Source organism: Pseudoalteromonas sp. AOP7-A1-14, assembly GCF_052376275.1.
GTDB lineage: Bacteria > Pseudomonadota > Gammaproteobacteria > Enterobacterales > Alteromonadaceae > Pseudoalteromonas.
The window spans coordinates 18,980-34,656 of sequence record NZ_JBQSVO010000010.1 but is presented as its reverse complement, the minus strand read 5'-3'; the positions used below and the strand labels follow the sequence as shown (position 1 = coordinate 34,656).

13 protein-coding genes are annotated in these 15,677 nt (G+C 40.1%); 1 reads left to right on the top strand and 12 read right to left on the bottom strand.

Annotation, left to right across the window (positions count from 1 at the left end):
- Window positions 1–133: 133 nt before the first annotated feature.
- The 6 genes from galU to rppH form a co-directional block, all read right to left on the bottom strand.
- Window positions 134–1,012, bottom strand: coding sequence for a UTP--glucose-1-phosphate uridylyltransferase GalU (galU, locus tag ACT3RM_RS03295; protein WP_441992893.1), 879 nt, complete (start codon window positions 1,010–1,012; stop codon window positions 134–136).
- A gap of 33 nt (window positions 1,013–1,045) precedes the next feature.
- Window positions 1,046–1,897, bottom strand: coding sequence for a thymidylate synthase (locus ACT3RM_RS03290; protein WP_441992892.1), 852 nt, complete (start codon window positions 1,895–1,897; stop codon window positions 1,046–1,048).
- Window positions 1,898–1,906: 9 nt separating this feature from the next.
- Window positions 1,907–2,710: a prolipoprotein diacylglyceryl transferase gene (gene lgt, locus ACT3RM_RS03285; RefSeq protein ID WP_441992891.1), complete on the bottom strand. Its 804-nt coding sequence runs from the start codon at window positions 2,708–2,710 to the stop codon at window positions 1,907–1,909.
- Between the two features lie 12 nt (window positions 2,711–2,722).
- Complete coding sequence (locus tag ACT3RM_RS03280; RefSeq protein ID WP_441836347.1) at window positions 2,723–3,532, bottom strand: sulfite exporter TauE/SafE family protein; 810 nt, start codon at window positions 3,530–3,532, stop codon at window positions 2,723–2,725.
- 78 nt (window positions 3,533–3,610) lie between these two features.
- Window positions 3,611–5,890 carry a phosphoenolpyruvate--protein phosphotransferase gene (ptsP, locus tag ACT3RM_RS03275; protein ID WP_441992890.1) on the bottom strand — a complete coding sequence of 760 codons (2,280 nt, stop codon included), beginning with the start codon at window positions 5,888–5,890 and terminating at the stop codon, window positions 3,611–3,613.
- Between the two features lie 44 nt (window positions 5,891–5,934).
- Window positions 5,935–6,456 carry an RNA pyrophosphohydrolase gene (rppH, locus tag ACT3RM_RS03270; protein ID WP_441836349.1) on the bottom strand — a complete coding sequence of 174 codons (522 nt, stop codon included), beginning with the start codon at window positions 6,454–6,456 and terminating at the stop codon, window positions 5,935–5,937.
- A 427-nt stretch (window positions 6,457–6,883) separates the two neighbouring features.
- Here rppH and mutH point away from each other — a divergent pair, with 427 nt between their 5' ends.
- Window positions 6,884–7,555 carry a DNA mismatch repair endonuclease MutH gene (gene mutH / locus ACT3RM_RS03265; RefSeq protein ID WP_441836350.1) on the top strand — a complete coding sequence of 224 codons (672 nt, stop codon included), beginning with the start codon at window positions 6,884–6,886 and terminating at the stop codon, window positions 7,553–7,555.
- Between the two features lie 159 nt (window positions 7,556–7,714).
- On the opposite strand, the gene eno is transcribed toward mutH, so the two are convergent.
- The 6 genes from eno to rlmD form a co-directional block, all read right to left on the bottom strand.
- Window positions 7,715–9,013 (bottom strand): phosphopyruvate hydratase, encoded by a 1,299-nt coding sequence (eno, locus tag ACT3RM_RS03260; protein ID WP_441835661.1) that lies wholly within the window; start codon window positions 9,011–9,013, stop codon window positions 7,715–7,717.
- Window positions 9,014–9,117: 104 nt separating this feature from the next.
- Entirely contained in the window at window positions 9,118–10,752 is a 1,635-nt protein-coding gene (locus ACT3RM_RS03255) for a CTP synthase (protein ID WP_441835662.1), read from the bottom strand.
- A 181-nt stretch (window positions 10,753–10,933) separates the two neighbouring features.
- A complete protein-coding gene (gene mazG, locus ACT3RM_RS03250) occupies window positions 10,934–11,737 on the bottom strand; it encodes a nucleoside triphosphate pyrophosphohydrolase (RefSeq protein WP_441835663.1) in 804 nt (267 codons plus the stop codon).
- Window positions 11,737–12,090 carry a hypothetical protein gene (locus tag ACT3RM_RS03245; protein WP_441835664.1) on the bottom strand — a complete coding sequence of 118 codons (354 nt, stop codon included), beginning with the start codon at window positions 12,088–12,090 and terminating at the stop codon, window positions 11,737–11,739. Before ACT3RM_RS03245 ends, mazG begins: the two co-directional genes overlap by 1 nt.
- 38 nt (window positions 12,091–12,128) lie before the next feature.
- A complete protein-coding gene (relA, locus tag ACT3RM_RS03240) occupies window positions 12,129–14,285 on the bottom strand; it encodes a GTP diphosphokinase (protein WP_441835665.1) in 2,157 nt (718 codons plus the stop codon).
- A gap of 8 nt (window positions 14,286–14,293) precedes the next feature.
- Window positions 14,294–15,640, bottom strand: coding sequence for a 23S rRNA (uracil(1939)-C(5))-methyltransferase RlmD (gene rlmD, locus ACT3RM_RS03235; protein ID WP_441835666.1), 1,347 nt, complete (start codon window positions 15,638–15,640; stop codon window positions 14,294–14,296).
- Window positions 15,641–15,677 lie beyond the last annotated feature (37 nt).

Here is a 15,677-nt window from a genome sequence, read left to right as displayed (position 1 = left end):
TTATAACCGCCACTTATTTTTTAAATCAAGCGGTTAAAATAATTCAATATTTTATAAGTATGCTTTCAAAGTTGAACCTAAAAATAAAAAAAGTGCCGATGGCACTCTTTTTATTTTATATAAGGTAAGTCTATTAAAGCAGTGATTTAATGAATGGCGTAAGCTCATCTTTAAATTCTTCACGACGCAATGCAAATTCAATATTTGCTTTTAAGTAACCTAACTTACTACCGCAATCATGGCTACGGCCTTTGATAGCATAAGCATCTACGGTTTCTGTTTTCATAAGCATAGCTATGGCATCGGTCAGTTGAATTTCATCACCCGCGCCTTTAGGTGTTTTAGCAAGTAGCGGCCAAATGTTTTTGCTTAACACATAACGCCCTACAACCGCTAAATTCGATGGTGCTTTATCTACTGGTGGCTTTTCAACCATGTTAAAAATAGCTGAACTTTGACCTTGCTCTAAGTTAACATCCCCTAAATCAACCACACCAAACTTATCTACATCTTCCTTTGGTACGGCTTCAACCATAATTTGGCTTTCGCTGGTTTCTTCAAAGCGGGAGATCATTTCAGCAAGGTTATCTTTTTTAAGATCGCTTTCTACTTCATCTATTATCACATCAGGTAAAATAACTATAAATGGTTCATCACCAATAATCGGTGCTGCGCAATTTATAGCGTGACCTAGCCCTTTAGCTTCACCTTGACGTACATGCAAAATGGTCACATCATCAGGGCAAATTGCTTGTACTTCAGCTAATAATTGACGCTTTACGCGTTTTTCGAGCGTTGCTTCAAGTTCAAAACTAGTATCAAAATGGTTTTCAATCGAATTTTTACTTGAATGCGTTACTAATACAATTTCTTTAACACCTGCGGCAACCGCTTCATTAACAACATATTGAATTAATGGCTTGTCTACGATAGGTAGCATTTCTTTTGGAATTGCTTTAGTTGCTGGCAACATACGTGTGCCAAGTCCTGCTACTGGGATCACTGCTTTCATGTGTTTTTCCTTAAAAGTGATTATTGATAAATTTTAAACTGAAAATGGGTATTTTATTGCGTCATGACATTGATAGTTATCTACTTTAAAGTCATCACGGGTAACCCAGGTTTCTATATCTTCAAGAGTTTTAATCTCTGGGTTAATGCTAAGCGTTGGAGACTCAAACGGCTCACGTATTAATTGCACATCACGCATTAACTCAAGCTGATTTTCGTAAATATGGGCGTTAACAATTTTATGATACGCCTTACCTGCTTTATGGCCGGTAATCTGTGCAACCAATGCTAATAATACAAAGCATTGAATTTGGTTGAAGTTTAAGCCAAGCGGGACATCACAACTGCGCTGATACGAAGTTAAATACAACGTATCGCCTAACAATGAAAAAGTATGCGTATGCATACATGGGCGCAGACAGCCTAACTCAAACTCACCAGGGTTATAAAACGTAATTATTTCGCCGCGATCATCAACACCACTTTTTAAGTTATCGATGACTTTTTTCAATTGATCAAGTGGCGTGCCGTCGGGCTTTTGCCATGCTCTACCCTGCACACCATATACACGCCCCATATCGTCTTCGCCTTTACGATGTGGGTTATTTAACCAAGCCTGGTTTTCGTTGGCGTTAGCATTCCAAGTCATACAGCCAATCTCGCGAAATTGCGCAGCGCTGCTATAACCACGTAAATAGCCTAGTAGCTCTGCAATTGCTGCTTTATAATAACTTTTACGAGTCGTAATCATTGGAAAGCGATTATTAGCTACATCGTATTCAAGTTCAGCATTAATTACTGTTAAACAACGCGTTCCTGTACGCTTATTTTCAACCCAAATACCTTCATCAACAATACGCTGACATAACTCTAAATATTGTTTCATTTTTAACTCTTAAGCTTTATTTGCTAAAACAGGCTGTGGCTTTTTATAAGCCCAAATAATCAAACCTAACCCACCAACAACCATAGGTAGCGATAAAATTTGCCCCATTGAAATAAACCCAGCAAATAAGCCTAAGTGCGCATCGGGCTCTCTGAAGTATTCAATCGCAAAGCGAAATACCCCATAGCCTAGTAAAAATACGCCGGCAATACTGCCCGCTGGGCGTGGTTTTTTAGCAAAAACATACAAAATAATAAATAACACTACCCCTTCAAAAAAGGCTTCATAAAGCTGCGATGGATGGCGCGGTAATGGTCCGCCAGTTGGGAATACCATTGCCCAAGGTACGTCAGTGGTGCGCCCCCACAACTCGCCATTAATAAAATTACCAATACGCCCAGCAAGTAGGCCAACAGGTACTAATGGCACAACAAAGTCACCGACGGCAAATATTGATTTTTTACGCGTCCAAGCAAATACAAATATAGCAGTTATCACCCCTAAAGTACCGCCATGGAAAGACATTCCGCCTTGATCAATTCTAAATAAGTACAGCGGATTTTCTAAAAAGTAACTAAATTGATAAAATAGCACATAACCAATACGACCACCTAAAATCACCCCTAGCATGCTATAAAAGAGTAAGTCACTTACTTGTTCTTTACTCCAGCCTGAGTTGGGTTTGGCAGCTTGGCGGTTCGCCCACCACATCGCAAAAGCAAACCCTATTAAATACATTAATCCATACCAACGTACGCTCAGTGGCCCGACTGAAAAAATGATCGGATCAATTTCTGGAAACTCAAGTGCCATATAAATAAACCTTTAGCTAAAAACCATTTGCAGCGCGATGATTATTAATAACCCCGCGAAGAATTTTTTAATTGTTGAAACCGGTAAATAATGTGTCGCCTTCGCACCAACAGGAGCCATAAACCACGAAGTAGTAACAATTCCTAATAATGCGGGTAAATACACAAAGCCGATAAAGCCATGCGATAAGTCAGTAACCTTCCAACCAGCAGAAATATACCCAACCGAACCAAATAGCGCAATGACGATACCACAAGCCGCAGCGCAGCCTATGGATTTTTTAATATCCACTGAGAAATAATTTAACAGCGGTACAATTAATGCCCCGCCGCCAATGCCAATTAACCCTGCTAGTGCGCCCATTAGGGCACAAATGCTTCCTAATATGGGGCCTTTAGGTAATGGGCGCTCGTGAATAATCTTTCTGCGTGTTGAGTGCACCATTCTTGCTGCAATAAATACAACACTTATAGCAAACACCACACGGAGCATTTTTTCTGGCATATAACTGGCTGCAAAACCACTTATTAAAGCACCTAAGCCCACCCCACTCATTACCCAAGGAGCAAGATGCCAAGGTACGTTACTATTTTTATGATGAGCGAGAGCTGAAGATGTTGAAGTAAATATAATAGAGGCAAGCGATGTCGCAATGGCAATCACCATAACATGCTCTATTGAGGCCACATTAAAGTGCACTAATAAAGCGCTTAATACTGGCACGATGATAAGTCCACCACCAATACCTAATAAACCCGCTAAAAAACCAACTACGCTACCAAGTACTGCGCAGCCAATTATAAGTAATACTGAGTCATGCATAGCAAACTCTTTTATTTTTAGTTATATGCATATACTAATGCAATATATCACTTATTTAAAAGAAAACTTTACTTACCTTTAGTCACTCGTTTGTTTGTTAGGCGTATAAAATAAGTCACCTAACTGGTGTTCAAGCATAAAGTTACGGGTAAGCCTTAAGACTTGTTTGGCATTTGATTGTGCTAGACACTCAGCTAACAATTTTTCCATATCACTTACTTTTAAGCGCCTAATTACCCATTTCATTTTATTCAATGATGAATAGTTCATACTTAAGCGCCGATATCCCATGGCGATTAATAATAATGCACCTTCAGGATCGCCACCCAGCTCACCACATAAGCTAAAGGGTAATTCAAGAGCTAAACATTCTTTAGCGACTTTATGTAGTACTCGTAATACTCCAGGGTGATAAGGATTAAATAGCTCAGCTACGCGCGCATTAGAACGATCTACCGCTAACATGTACTGGGTTAAATCGTTACTACCCACCGAACAAAAATCAACTTTATTAGACCATTCTGGCAGTAAAAATACGCTTGAAGGGACTTCTAACATAATACCTATTTCAGGACGTTCAATAACTGTCTCTGGGTACTTTTCTGAAAGTTCAAAATAGGCTTGCTCTAATAATCCTAACGCTTCATCCACCTCTTCTGCGCCGCTTATCATCGGTAGCATAATTTTCAAATTACCTAAGCCAACATTTGCTTTTAGCATAGCTTTGAGTTGAGCTGAAAAAAGCTCAGGATGATCAAGCGTTATCCGTATACCACGCCAACCTAAAAAAGGGTTTTCTTCACTAATATCAAAGTAATCAAGTACTTTATCGCCACCAATGTCTAAAGTACGCATCACAACGGGTTCTGGATGATAACTAGCTAAAACTTCGCGATACCATTTTTCTTGCTCAGACTGCGAGGGGAATTGTCCTTTTTGCATAAACCATGCTTCAGTTCGATAAAGGCCAACACCATCACATATTTTGTCGTTATTGTTATCAGTATTAAGATCGAGCCCCGCATTAAGCAATAAGCTAATATGTTCGCCATCAAGCGTAATAGCCTCAAAATCTTGTTCAGCAACAAACTTATCATTCAAGATTGTTTCTTGATATTGCATCCGAGTGTATTCGTCTTTAAGCATTTGCGAAGGCGAGATATATAAGCGCCCCGCGTAGGCATCTAAGATCATCGCTTTGGCATTAAATTGTAGTAACGGTAAGTCTTCAATACCCCAAATAGCAGGGATACCCATAGCACGAGTTAATATAGAGGCATGGCTATTAGCAGCACCGTTAACACTTACCACCCCCGCTAAATGCCCTTTGGGTACTTCGGCAAGCATGGCAGGCGTTAACGTATTAGCAATTAAAATAGTATCTTGGGGGTAGTCTTTAACCGCACGCTCAGTATTAATTAAGTGATGTAAAACCCGCAAGCCAATGTCTTTAACATCAACTGCGCGCTCTTTAATATAAGGATCTTGCATGGCGTTAAACTGCGCAATTAAACGCTCTATAACAATTTTTAATGCACTTTGCGCACTCCAGCCTTCTTTAAGCTCAGCTTCAACATTTTGGCCTAAACTTTTTGCATCTAATAATTGCTGATAAACATCAAATACGGCAAGGGCTTCTTGGGGAATCGAGTCACTTAAAGTGAGCGATAAAGTATTAAACTCTTTGCGCGTAGCAGATACGGCTTGCGTAAATAAACGTCGCTGTTCTGTGGTGTTATCATCATGCTTAAGCTCGATAGATTTAAAATCAAGCTTAGGAAGCACAACAAACGCTTGCCCTATTGCAATTCCTGGCGCACTTGAAACCCCTTTTAAAACCGATGTTTGATGAGAAGACTCATCAAGCCGTAATACTTCTTTTATTTCAGCATGTGCTAGTTGTGAGGCTAGCTGTGCAGAAAGAGTAATTAAAAAGGACTCTTCGTCTTGGCTAAATACACGAGCTATTTTTTGCTGAACAACAATAACACCCAATACCTTTTTTTGATGCACAACCGGCACAGACAAAAAGGCATTATAGCCTTCTTCATTCACTTCAGGGGAGAGTTTAAAACGGGGGTGTGATTTTGCAAATGCAATATTAATAGGCTCTTCACGCTGTGCAACCAAGCCCACTAAACCTTCGGTAAAACCAATTCTAAATTTACCAACTGCGTCAGGGTTTAAACCTTCGGTAGCCATCAATACAAAGTTATCTTGACTGTAATCGGCAAAATAAATAGAACAGCACTGTGTTTGCATGGCATCTTTAACCATTGTCACAAAGCATGACAACGCACTGTCTAGGCTCGCTTGACGCGATACCGACTCAGCGATAGATCTCAGTGTTGCCAGCATTATGCTGCTCCTATGTATTTAACTTCTCATTAGCCCTTATTGCATCATCTACCTTTATGACGCCATGTATCATTATGCTGTTCACGTTTATTAAACGGCATCGCAAATGGGGCAAACTCTTTCATCACACGTCTGTAAACATCACGCTTAAACGACACGACTTGCCTTACTGGATACCAATAACTAACCCAACGCCAATCATCAAATTCCGGATGATGGGTTTTAAGTAAGTTTACATCTTCATCTTTACAACGCAGTTTTAATAAAAACCATTTTTGTTTTTGCCCAATACACACCGGACTTGAGTCTCGGCGGATCAAACGCTTGGGTAACTTATAACGCAACCAATGTTTTGAATTTGCTACAATTTCTACATCTTCAGGTCGTAAACCAACCTCTTCGTGTAATTCTCGATACATAGTTTGTTCGGGAGTTTCGCCACTGTCGACACCGCCTTGCGGGAATTGCCAAGAGTGCTGACCATATCGTCTAGCCCAAAAAACCTGTCCTTGATTATTGCAAATTACAATTCCGACATTGGCACGAAAACCTTCGGCATCAATCACCTTAGTGCCTCATTTGTAAGTCGATTTTTAATGATTGTTCCACATTAGCTGCAATACGGCAAATACTATTACATTTTTTCCGCATCTTACCCACAGCTTGTGCATAACCTTTATTAACTATGCTTATTTTGCAAACGAATCCACAATACAGCTACTGATAAATGCCTTTCTCCACAGATTCTGTGGATAAACATGTTTATATAACTGTATTTATCCAGACAAGTTTTATATAAATCGCCGATGAATAGCTCAATAAAAATAAAAAAACCATAAATAACAGAGGTTTGAGCTTAATCACAGCAATTTAAGCGCTGTTTAAAATAGCTCCAGAACCCCCCTGGGCAAAAAACACCCAAATACAAATATATTCACGGCGTAGTCACTTTGCTATCATGGTACTGTCAAACTTACAATCGATTAATAAGCTATGCGTCCAGAAAAACCAAACTCAATCAATGAATTAATGAACCGAGTCAATAATATTGCAGGGTTAACTTTAGGCCAAGTCGCACAGCAGTATCAATTTAAAACTCCCGAAGATTTACTTAAAGAGAAAGGCTGGACTGGGCAACTTATTGAGTACGTATTAGGTGCTAGTGCAGGCTCTAAACCGACTCCTGATTTTGAAGAGTTAGGCGTCGAGCTAAAAACATTGCCTATTTCGTATAAAGGTAAACCACTCGAAACCACATTTGTTTCTGTCACACCGCTATTAAATGTGACCGGCATGACTTGGAAGCAAAGTAATGTACGTAAAAAGCTCAATCATGTTCTATGGTTACCTATTTTAGGTGAACGTGAAATTCCTCCTTTTGAGCGTGCCATCGGCAGTGGTTTTTTGTGGCAGCCCACGCCCTGCCAGGACGCACAGTTACAACGTGACTGGGAAGAACAAATGGAATTAATCGCGCTTGGCCGAATTGGCGAAATATCAGGGCACTTAGGCGATGCTATGCAAATACGACCAAAAGCTGCCAACAGCAAAGTCATCACTGACGCGATAGGTCCAAACGGACAAATAATCAAAACCCTACCCCGCGGTTTTTATTTAAAAACCAGCTTTACGAGAGAAATTTTAAAGCAGCAATTTCAACTGTAATTACCAGCACAACTACCTTATAGGCAGAAACTTGTTTCGTGCATGTTTTGGTTTATTGCTTGATAAAAGTCGCGATGTGAGATCCCACCTATAAAAACAAAAAATCCCCACCGAGGTGAGGATTTCCTAAGATTAAAAAATCATTTTCTAATTAAAGAATTACTGACCTTTAACTTCTTTAAGACCTTTATAAGGAGCTTTTGAACCTAGTACTTCTTCAATACGAAGTAGCTGGTTATATTTAGCAACACGATCCGAGCGGCTTAATGAACCCGTTTTTATTTGCCCTGCCGCAGTACCTACAGCTAAGTCTGCAATTGTTGCATCTTCAGTTTCGCCTGAGCGATGTGAGATAACAACTGTAAAGCCGGCATCTTTAGCCATTTTAATTGCTGCTAACGTTTCTGTTAGAGAACCAATTTGGTTAAATTTGATTAAGATAGAGTTAGCAATACCGTTGTCGATACCGCGCTTTAAAATCTTAGTATTGGTTACGAATAAATCGTCGCCTACTAATTGGACTTTGTCACCCATTAATTTAGTTTGATGCGCAAAGCCATCCCAGTCTGACTCATCAAGACCGTCTTCGATAGATACGATTGGGTATTGCTCAGTCAAATCTTTAAGGAAGTAGTTAAACTCTTCTGAAGTGAATTTTTTACCTTCACCTTTAAGATCGTAGATATTTGCTTCTTTGTCATAAAACTCTGATGCAGCGCAATCCATAGCAAGTGTAATATCTTTGCCTAGCTCGTAACCTGCATTGGCAACAGCCACTTTAATTGCAGCAAGCGCCGCTTCGTTAGAGGCAAGATTTGGTGCAAAACCACCTTCATCACCAACCGCAGTTGAATGACCGTCAGCTTTAAGTACTTTAGCAAGGCTATGAAATACTTCAGCGCCCATACGTAAACCTTCGCGAAAGCTAGGTGCACCAACTGGTTGGATCATAAATTCTTGAATATCTACTGAGTTATCAGCGTGCTCACCACCATTAATGATATTCATCATAGGCAGTGGCATAGAATAAACACCTGGTGTGCCGTTTAAATCAGCAATGTGCTCATAAAGCTCAACTTTTTTAGATTGGGCAGCCGCTTTGGCTGTAGCAAGTGATACAGCTAAGATTGCATTGGCGCCTAGTTTTTCTTTGTTTTCAGTGCCATCTAAATCTAGCATTACTTTATCAACAGCACTTTGCTCTAATGCACTTTGCCCTTCTAAAGCAGAAGCGATTTCATTATTAATAAAACCAACTGCTTTTAATACACCTTTACCTAAATAACGAGCTTTATCACCATCACGTAGCTCTAGCGCTTCGCGAGTACCTGTTGATGCACCCGATGGTGCAGCTGCGCGACCCCAAGAACCATCAGCTAAATGAACATCAGCTTCTACAGTTGGGTTACCACGCGAGTCCATAATTTCGCGACCGATCACTTTTACGATATTTGACATTTTGATTCCTCTTTCCCAAATAATGAGTTTGTCGGCTTTATTAATTTTCCTTAATTCTGCCGCTTTAAACAAATAAGCCGTACATAGTGCACGGCTTATTCAAATTACGATGACGCTTTTTGATGAATATGAGCCGCAGCTACAAATCCTTCAAATAACGGGTGACCATCACGCGGTGTCGAGGTGAATTCCGGATGGAACTGCGCCGCAATAAACCACGGGTGATCTTTATTTTCGATAATTTCCACTAGTTTTTTATCTTCTGATAAACCAGTGAAGTTTAACCCAGCTTGCTCAAGTTTTTCAACATAGTTGTTGTTCACTTCGTAGCGGTGACGATGACGTTCAACAATTTCGTCACTGCCATAAATATCATGTACTTTAGAACCAGCTTTTAAATAGCATTTTTGTGCGCCTAAACGCATTGTGCCACCTAAATCCGAGCCTTCATCACGTACTTCAATCTTGCCTTCAGCATCTTGCCATTCTGTAATTAAACCAACAACTGCATTAGAAGATTTTAAGTTGAACTCAGTAGAGTTTGCATCAACAAGGCCGGCTACATTACGTGCATACTCAATAAGCGCAACTTGCATGCCTAAACAAATACCAAGGTAGGGTACTTTATTTTCACGGGCGTATTTAGCCGCTAAAATTTTACCTTCAACACCACGACTACCAAAACCACCTGGTACTAAAATAGCATCAAGATGAGAAAGCAGCTCAGTGCCTTTGTTTTCAAGGTCTTGCGAATCAACATACTCAATATTAATGGTTAAACGGTTTTTAAGGCCTGCATGTTTTAATGCTTCATTAACTGATTTATATGCATCAGGTAATTCTATATATTTACCTACCATACCAATGGTCACTTCCCCTGTCGGATTTGACTCTTGATACAACACTTGTTCCCACTCAACTAAGTCTGCTTCAGGTGCATCTAAGTGGAATCGACGACATACAAAATTATCTAGCTCTTGTGATTTTAACAAGGCTGGAATTTTATAAATGCTGTCGACATCAGGTAATGAAATAACCGCTTTTTCTTCCACGTTAGTGAATAATGAGATCTTTGCACGCTCATTAAGTGGTAACTTACGATCAGAACGACAGATAAGAATATCGGGTTGAATACCAATTGAACGCAGTTCTTTAACAGAATGCTGAGTTGGTTTAGTTTTCACTTCACCTGCAGGGCCTAAAAATGGCACTAGCGTTAAGTGAATAAACAATGCGCGTTCGCGACCAATTTCAGTTCCCATTTGACGAATCGCTTCTATAAACGGTTGTGATTCTATATCACCTACCGTGCCGCCAATCTCTACAATAGCAATATCATGACCTTCAGCACCGTCGAATACACGTTGCTTAATATCATTTGTGATATGTGGAATAACCTGAATTGTAGCACCTAGATATTCACCACGGCGCTCGCGACGTAATACGTCTTCATATACACGCCCTTGTGTGAAGTTATTACGACTAGTCATTTTGGTACGAATAAAACGCTCATAGTGACCTAAATCAAGGTCTGTTTCTGCGCCGTCTTCTGTAACGTATACTTCACCATGTTGAATTGGGCTCATTGTGCCTGGGTCAACGTTAATGTAAGGATCCAGCTTTAAAATGGTAACGTTTAAGCCACGGGCTTCTAAAATGGCGGCTAGTGATGCTGCTGCAATACCTTTACCCAACGAAGAAACAACTCCGCCAGTAACGAAGATAAATTTTGTACTCATGCGAACCCTAGAATATCAGGAATTAAAAGGAATATAATACCCAAATAAGTGATTTTGGAATATAATCAAGACGGGGCGAAATTATAGCAAAGCCCCTGCCATCAATCCAGAGATAAATAGCATATCCGACTATAAAAAGAACACTTACTTTGAAGTAACCTAAAGTACGGTAAAATAGTTATTAACGGCTGTCTTTTTTAATTACTTCCCACGCCGCGTTCATTTCATCAATAGTTGCGCTTTCTAAGTTTTTTCCATGGGCAATTAAATAGCCTTGTACTTTTTCAAAGCGTGCTGAAAACTTATCATTAGCACTGCGTAATAGCTGCTCTGGATCGCGTTTAATATGGCGCGCAACATTAACGGTGGCAAACAGTAAATCGCCAATTTCTTCTGCGCTATGATCTGATTGTGGGTTAACAGCAAGGGCTTCTTTTACTTCATCAACTTCTTCGGCTACTTTATCTAAAGCACCGTGGTAAGTGGGCCAATCAAAGCCAAGGGAGGATACGCGTTGCTGAATTTTTTTAGCTTTACTTAAACTAGGTATCATCGCTGGAATATCTTGCCAAAGTGACGGCTGTTTAGGGGCTTTTTCTGCCCGTTCTTTAGCTTTAATCGCCTGCCACTGTGCGCTCAGCTGTTCATCACTTAAGGTTTGCTGGTTATCAAAAACATGAGGGTGGCGGCGCACTAACTTATCGTTAAGCGAACTGACCACATCATTAAAATCAAACAACTGCTGCTCATGGGCTAATTGCGCATAAAATATAACTTGAAATAACAAATCACCCAGTTCACTTTTAAGCTCGCTGAAGTCCCCCCGCTCGATGCAATCTGCAACTTCGTAAGCTTCTTCAAGGGTGTGAGGCACAATAGATTTAAAATCTTGCTTTAAATCCCAGCCGCACCCTACTTTTGGATCGCGCAGTTGAGACATTATTGCAAGTAGTTTATCAATAGAGGCGCTGTCGTTTACATTCATTAAATATCACTGCCTTTAGATGGGGTAGCACTTGAGCGACAGGTAATCGTTTCATAAGAGCTACACGCAATCTCTTTTTTGGAACTACAAAAAATTTCTTCTTCTCCATAATGATAAACATTATTAACTGCCACAAATACACCAGAAATAACGCCTGTAATTGGGTATAAAACCAAGCCACTTATGGAGTAATAGCTATTAGTTTGTTTAGCTAAATCGATTACTTTTAATGTTTTACGATCACTAGAAATCTCACATCGACTGGTATGTAAATTATCAACTGCAGGCACAACAACGCAGCCACTTAGCAATAAAAAGATCAACAGCATTGTCCGCTTAAAATAGCGCTCCATAATTTAACTCTTAAATAGATAATGGTGTTAGCCCGTTTTTATTGCCCACGCTTAGCATTATGTACACCATCAATTTGCTGTAATTTAGATAGCAATCGATTGGTGCTTGATAAATCATGCACTTCAACTTGCATAGTAAATAGCGCTAACTGCTTATCTTCTAAAGTGTTCACATTCATATTCAGCACATTAACTTTTTCGTTCGCTAATATCGAACTAATGTCCCGCAAAATACCAGGTCGATCATCGGCCTCAACTTTAATTGTTAAACTATACGAGCCGTTAATTTCATCTGACCAGCTGACAGCCAGAACCCGCTCTGGGTGTTTCTCATGTAGCCGCTCAAATGAGTCACAGTCATCCCTGTGTACGGCAATGCCTCTACCTTGTGTTATATAGCCAATAATGGGTTCACCCGGAACTGGGCGGCAGCATTTAGCAACATGGCTCATTAAGCTGCCGACACCATCAACCACTATGCCGTTTTTATCACCACTCATTTTCGTGGGATTTTTAAAACGGATCACTGGTTCGTTTTCATGACGATCAGTTATAAAATTAAGCAATTGATTTAAACGTACATCACCGGCGCCAATAGCGACCATTAAGTCATCTAACTCTTTAAAGTTATAACGCTTAATAGCGGGAGCTAAATCTTTATGAGTTAAGTCAAGCTTTTGTAATTCACTATCGAGAATTTCTTTACCTGCACTTAAGTTTTTATCGCGGTCTAGCTGCTTAAACCAATGATGAATTTTAGCCCGTGCTCGTGATGATTTAATATACCCTAAAGATGGGTTTAACCAGTCACGGCTGGGGTTAGGCTGTTTTTGAGTTAAAATTTCGACTTGGTCGCCAGTGTTTAATTGATGCGTAAATGGCACTATTTTGCCAAAAACCTTTGCACCAATACAACGATGCCCCACATTAGAATGAATGTAATAGGCAAAATCAAGAGGAGTGGCACCGAGCGGTAAATCGAAAATATCACCCCGCGGGGTAAATATATAAACACGATCTTCAACCACTTGATTTTTAAGCTCATCAGCTAAGTCACTGCCATCAACCACTTCCTCTTGCCATTGCAATAGTTTACGCAGCCAACTGATTTTTTGTTCATAACCCGAACCACGTCCAGGTAATGCGCCTTCTTTATACATCCAGTGGGCAGCAACACCGAGCTCCGCATCTTGATGCATAGCGTGAGTACGAATTTGTATTTCGACGGTTTTGCCTTCTGGACCAAATACGACCGTATGAATTGACTGATAGCCATTTTGTTTAGGGGTGGCTATGTAGTCGTCAAATTCTTTATTAAGGTGACGCCAGTTTGTATGCACAATACCCAGTGTTCCATAGCAATCTTGTAGTTCATCAACCACAATACGCATAGCGCGAATATCAAATAGCTGATCAAACTCATAATGCTTTTGCATCATTTTTTTATAAATACTGTAGATGTGTTTAGGTCGGCCGTATACCTCAGCCTTGATCCCCGCGTTGGCTAGCTTTGTTTTAATTTGCTCAACCATATCAGCCATGTAGGCTTCTCGGCCTAAGCGTTTATCGTCTAGCTGCTTAGCTATATTTTTATAGGTGTCGGGATGCAAGTAACGAAACGATAAATCTTCCAACTCCCACTTTAGTTGTCCAATTCCTAAACGGTTTGCTAGTGGTGCAAAAATATCCACAGTGGCTTTTGCCGCAATTACTCGCTCTTCTTCATCTGCATTTTTAACTTCACGTAAATGGCATACTTGCTCGGCAAGTTTTATCACTACCGCTCTGACATCTTCAACCATAGCAAGCAACATACGGCGAATATTATCCACCTGAACCGTTCCCTTTCCTTGATGCGCAAGTGTACTGATCGTTACCATTTGCCCTACCCCCGTCAATAGCATCGCAATATGGCTACCAAGCTCATCAGTAACGGTATCGATAGTAATAAGGTCAGCTAAAAAATAAGGCGTTAAATAAGCGGTCGCTAAAGTGTCTGCATCAAGATTCATCTCGACCAAAATTTCGACCATTTCAATAGCATTATTTTGGTGCTTATGGTTTTCACAAAAAGCGCAAAGAGCATATGCTTTTTCTAACAGTTCTCGCTTGTCTTGAGAAACGTTAAGCTCATTTAAGCGTGTAGCAAAATCAACCAGTTCATCTTGCTGGTGTGATTGTCGAGTAGCGACCATAATACGTTCTACCTCCTTTGAAATAACGCCATTGTTTCAATATGTCCAGTATGGGGAAACATATTCATTAGCCCTATTTTTTCAACTGAAAAGCCTGCTTGCGTAATAATGGCACTGTCACGGGCTAAAGTAACAGGGTCGCAAGAAACATATAAAATTGTTTTAAATTGCTTTAATGGTAATTGTTCAAGTATCGCTATTGCGCCAGTACGAGACGGGTCTAGGATGAGCACATCAAACCCTCTAGGGTTTTTATTAAGTCCTCGATTAAACCAAGGCGCAGATTGCATGTCTTCGGTTAAATCAAAGCAATGAAATTGCGCATTTGTAATACTGTTAGTTTGCGCATTTTGCTTAGCCATTGCAACTGCCGAGTCAACCCCTTCAATACCAACAACCGAATCAACATATTTAGCTAAAACCAGTGAAAAGTTACCCACACCACAAAATAGATCAAGCACTTGCTCGTCGCCATTTAATTTAAGCCATTCAACCGCTTGCTTAAGCATAGCGTGATTTACATCAGCATTCACTTGAATAAAGTTATTAAGGCTAAATTCGAGCTTCAAATCAAACTCAGGCAAATTATAATATGGTGTAGCAATATGTTGATGATCAATAACATGACTCTCATTTTGCCAAATCAATTGCCAATCATAGTTTGCGGCAACGTCAGCAACCATACTTTTTAGCGTCTCATTTATTGTTTTAGTATGGCGAATAATAATGATACTTTGCTGCTCCGATTTACACAGCTGCAAATGACTGACCGATTTTAGCCCCGCATATTGATTCAATAACCCATCAAACACCGTAAAAACGGCACTAAATGCTTCATCTAAAACAGCGCACTCTGTAACACTAATAATATTTTTTGATCCTTGCTGACGATAACCTAGCTTCATCCGCTTGCTCGTTTTATCTGCCATTACAGCCAATCGCGCACTGCGCCTATAATGCTTTGGTTTACTTTGCAATGGCGCTTGCCAAGGTAAGTCTTCAATACGACTAAATTTTGCAAATAATTGGCTAACCGCAATTTGCTTTTCAACTAACTGTCTATCAAGGCGAAAATGTTGTAACTGACAGCCACCGCACAAACTATAATGGGGACAAAAAGGCGGCTCTCTATATTCACTCGCAATAAGTAGCTTTTGAGTCTTAGCCACGCTAAAACGCGCCTTGTCTTGTACGAGTTTGGCTTTTACTTGCTCGTTGGGTAAGGCGCCATCAACAAAACAAACTTTGTTATGATGCTTAGCTATACCGCGGCCTTGGTGGTCCATGCCACTAATGCTAAGTGTGACAGATTGAGCTACAAGGGGTTTCTTTTTTGCTTGGAAGAACTGCGCCATTGGGCAACACCTTAGATATTGATGATACGAGGTAGTT

What these genes read in the sequence shown, in the direction of transcription:
- galU (WP_441992893.1), bottom strand. Translation starts at nt 1,012, where the DNA reads ATGAAAGCAGTGATCCCAGTAGCAGGACTTGGCACACGTATGTTGCCA.
- ACT3RM_RS03290 (WP_441992892.1), bottom strand. Translation starts at nt 1,897, where the DNA reads ATGAAACAATATTTAGAGTTATGTCAGCGTATTGTTGATGAAGGTATT.
- lgt (WP_441992891.1), bottom strand. Translation starts at nt 2,710, where the DNA reads ATGGCACTTGAGTTTCCAGAAATTGATCCGATCATTTTTTCAGTCGGG.
- ACT3RM_RS03280 (WP_441836347.1), bottom strand. Translation starts at nt 3,532, where the DNA reads ATGCATGACTCAGTATTACTTATAATTGGCTGCGCAGTACTTGGTAGC.
- ptsP (WP_441992890.1), bottom strand. Translation starts at nt 5,890, where the DNA reads ATGCTGGCAACACTGAGATCTATCGCTGAGTCGGTATCGCGTCAAGCG.
- mutH (WP_441836350.1), top strand. Translation starts at nt 6,884, where the DNA reads ATGCGTCCAGAAAAACCAAACTCAATCAATGAATTAATGAACCGAGTC.
- eno (WP_441835661.1), bottom strand. Translation starts at nt 9,013, where the DNA reads ATGTCAAATATCGTAAAAGTGATCGGTCGCGAAATTATGGACTCGCGT.
- ACT3RM_RS03255 (WP_441835662.1), bottom strand. Translation starts at nt 10,752, where the DNA reads ATGAGTACAAAATTTATCTTCGTTACTGGCGGAGTTGTTTCTTCGTTG.
- mazG (WP_441835663.1), bottom strand. Translation starts at nt 11,737, where the DNA reads ATGAATGTAAACGACAGCGCCTCTATTGATAAACTACTTGCAATAATG.
- ACT3RM_RS03245 (WP_441835664.1), bottom strand. Translation starts at nt 12,090, where the DNA reads ATGGAGCGCTATTTTAAGCGGACAATGCTGTTGATCTTTTTATTGCTA.
- relA (WP_441835665.1), bottom strand. Translation starts at nt 14,285, where the DNA reads ATGGTCGCTACTCGACAATCACACCAGCAAGATGAACTGGTTGATTTT.
- rlmD (WP_441835666.1), bottom strand. Translation starts at nt 15,640, where the DNA reads ATGGCGCAGTTCTTCCAAGCAAAAAAGAAACCCCTTGTAGCTCAATCT.